Source organism: Streptomyces sp. KR55 (assembly GCF_052245645.1).
Lineage (GTDB): Bacteria > Actinomycetota > Actinomycetes > Streptomycetales > Streptomycetaceae > Streptomyces > Streptomyces flavusporus.
Genome location: NZ_JBQQCE010000862.1, coordinates 1 through 1818 on the forward strand (window position 1 = coordinate 1; position 1818 = coordinate 1818).

Below are 1818 nucleotides of genomic sequence, written 5' to 3' on the forward strand. Positions count from 1 at the left end.
CCTCGGCCGGCAGCGCCTCCCAGTTGTAGATCAGCTGGGCCTCGCCGACCTGCTCGCCCATACGGTCGCCGACCATGTGGACGCCGACCACCGCACCGTCCTTGACCTGGACGAGCTTGATCTCGCCCGCGGTCTTGAGGATCTTGCTCTTGCCGTTGCCCGCCAGGTTGTACTTCAGGGCGACGACCTTGTCCGCGCCGTAGATCTCCTTGGCCTTGGCCTCGGTGATACCGACGGAGGCGACCTCGGGGTGGCAGTACGTCACCCGGGGCACGCCGTCGTAGTCGATCGGGACGACCTTCAGACCGGCCAGCCGCTCCGCCACCAGGATGCCCTCGGCGAAGCCGACGTGCGCGAGCTGGAGGGTCGGGACCAGGTCGCCGACCGCGGAGATCGTCGGGACGTTCGTCCGCATGTACTCGTCGACGAGGACGTAGCCGCGGTCCATGGCGACCCCGGCCTCCTCGTAGCCCAGGCCCTGGGAGACCGGGCCGCGGCCGACGGCGACGAGGAGGATCTCCGCCTCGAACTCCTTGCCGTCGGCGAGGGTGACCTTGACACCGTCGGCCGTGTACTCGGCCTTCTGGAAGAAGGTGCCCAGGTTGAACTTGATGCCGCGCTTGCGGAAGGCGCGCTCGAGCAGCTTCGAGCTGTTCTCGTCCTCGACGGGGACGAGGTGCTTCAGGCCCTCGATGACCGTGACGTCCGTACCGAAGGACTTCCACGCGGAGGCGAACTCGACGCCGATGACACCGCCGCCGAGCACGATCGCCGACTTCGGCACGCGGTCCAGGACCAGGGCGTGGTCCGAGGAGATGATGCGGTTGCCGTCGATCTCCAGGCCCGGCAGCGACTTCGGCACGGAGCCGGTGGCCAGCAGCACGTGGCGGCCCTGGATCCGCTGACCGTTCACGTCCACCGAGGTGGGGGAGGACAGCCGGCCCGCACCCTCGATGTAGGTGACCTTCCGGGAGGCGATGAGCCCCTGCAGACCCTTGTACAGGCCGGAGATCACCTCGTCCTTGTACTTGTGGACCCCGGCGACGTCGATGCCCTCGAAGCTCGCCTTGACGCCGAACTGCTCGCTCTCGCGCGCCTGGTCGGCGATCTCGCCCGCGTGAAGCAGGGCCTTGGTGGGGATGCAACCCCGGTGCAGGCAGGTGCCGCCGACCTTGTCCTTCTCGATCAGGGCGACGTCCAGGCCCAGCTGCGCCCCGCGCAGGGCCGCGGCGTAACCACCGCTACCACCGCCGAGGATCACTAGGTCGAAAACGGTGCTGGCGTCGTTCGCCACGTCACGTCCTCCATGCATGTGCGCCGTACGCCGGTCGACGATGACCGGCTGGGCGGCTGGTGTCCGGCCGCTCTACTTCGGCCCTTCGGTGGGGCCCTGTCCTGCCGAGCCCCATCTTCGCACTTGTCACCGCGGGACGAGACGCGGGGCCGGAGTGTGATACGTCGCACGCTCGTTTGTCGACAGGCGGCTCTGCCGCGCGGGCGCGACCGGCCCGCACGCAGCGGAGCCGCCGTACGACATGGAGACCCGGGTCAGTGGGCGGACCTCAGCCCAGATCACCCGAAGCGGTCAGCTCGGCAAGCCGGACGAGCGTCCGCACCCCGGACCCCGTACCACCCTTCGGCGTGTACCCGAACGGTCCCTGCTCGTTGAAGGCGGGCCCGGCGATGTCGAGGTGCGCCCACGTGATGCCCTCGCCCACGAACTCCCGCAGGAACAGCCCGGCGACCAGTCCGCCGCCCATCCGCTCACCCATGTTCGCGATGTCGGCGGTCGGCGAGTCCATCCCCTTGCGCAGGTGC

The 1818-nt window shown here is 69.1% G+C and carries 1 protein-coding gene and 1 pseudogene; both read right to left on the reverse strand.

The annotated features are described in order from the left end of the window. Positions 1–1294: dihydrolipoyl dehydrogenase (gene lpdA / locus ACTWQJ_RS51035; protein WP_443313142.1), on the reverse strand; the 1294-nt coding region annotated here is incomplete at its 3' end. 268 nt (positions 1295–1562) lie between these two features. After that, positions 1563–1818 (reverse strand): annotated as a pseudogene (locus tag ACTWQJ_RS51040) (leucyl aminopeptidase); the annotation flags it as partial.